Origin of the sequence: Frankia tisae (assembly GCF_025403405.1) — a bacterium.
Lineage (GTDB): Bacteria > Actinomycetota > Actinomycetes > Frankiales > Frankiaceae > Frankia > Frankia tisai.
Map to the genome: position 1 here is coordinate 1 of NZ_JANEZT010000688.1, position 1,383 is coordinate 1,383.

The 1,383-nt window shown below is 73.0% G+C and carries 1 protein-coding gene; it reads right to left on the reverse strand.

The window, feature by feature from the left end:
• Positions 1 to 1,383 (reverse strand): HNH endonuclease signature motif containing protein (locus tag NBZ85_RS31120; RefSeq protein WP_261563421.1); only part of this gene is annotated, 1,383 nt, incomplete at both ends.

Consider the following 1,383-nt stretch of genomic DNA (forward strand, 5'->3'; position numbering starts at 1 on the left):
GGTCGGCCCAGCGGGGCGGGAGGAATTCGGGTCGGTGGTCGGCGCCGAGTCGGACGGTCCAGCCGTGGTGGTGGAGGAAGCGGTGGTGCCAGCCGCAGGCGAGCACGAGGTTGTTCAGGCAGGTCGTGCCGTTGTCGGTCCAATGCCGAATGTGGTGCGCCTGGCACCAACTCGGCGGCCTGTTGCAACCGGGGAACGCGCAACAGCGGTCGCGGGCGACCAGGGCGCGGCGCAGGTCGGCCGGGACGGTGCGTTCCGTGCGGCCGACGTCGAGAGGGACGCTGTCCGGGTTGAGGACGATGCGGCTGACCTCGGCGTCGCAGGCCAGACGGCGTAGCACGGAGCGGGGTATCGGCTGGCCCCAACTGGTCGACGCGGCTGGCCCACCCCTGCCGACCAGTGTCGCCCACGGGATGGTGATGGTCAGGTGGGGGCGCACACCGCCGGAGACGGGTACCGACGAGGCATCGAGGGCGCGGTGCAGAAGCTCGACGAGCGCGTCGGCACGGCGGCGAGCGGGGCTGCGAGGGTCGAGCGTGCCGTCGATGGCGGGGCTGGGGGCTGCGAGGCTGTCGAGGGCGGTGCGCAGGAGCGCGGCACCCTCGGCGTCGAGTTCGCCGCTGATCCGGGTCATTCCGTCGGACAGGTCGGTGAGCGACAGGTGGCGGCGCGACGCTGGATCGTCTCCAGTGGCACCATCGCCGGCGTTGCCACCGTCGGGGTTGCCGCCGCCGCTGTGATCATTACCGCCCTCGCCCTCGCCGTTGTTGCCGGCGGGGTCGGGGCTGTCGCCGCCGGGGCTGGTGTCGATGTCGGTGAGCCGCTCGCGGAGGTGGCGGCCGAGGAGGGCGAGATCGGCGGGGTCGAAGGTGTCCGCGCACTGGAGCAGGAGTGCTTCGGCTTCACGTCGCCTGGTGAGGTCTACCCCACGAGGTAGGGCGCGCAGCGCGGTGTGGATCGCGAAGGCCTGGTCGATGCTGATGGTGCCGGCGGTCAGGGTGGTGCCGGTGGCGGTGAGGTCGTCGTCGACGGCGAGGGCGAGGGCGAGCAGCCGCTGCGCCTCGCCGGGGCGGATCCGTAGCCGGGTGCGCAGGAGTGCGGCGGTGCTGGTGGCGCCCTCGCGTTGGGCGCTGCCGCGGCCGTGCATCTCACGGACCAACCCCAGACGCAGCGCGGCGAGCCGGGCCAGCAACACCGAGCAGTCCAGCACTGCGCTGTCGAGTTCGGGGTCGGACAGGGACCAGCCGGGCATGTCCAGCGCCTGACCGATCAGCTCGTCGAGCTCGGACAGCGCGGCAAGCAGCCGTGGACAATTCGTCCGGTCGGTGCCGGAGCCGGGCGCGGGAGCGGGGACGGCGTCGGAGTCGGGGTCGGGGTCGGCGC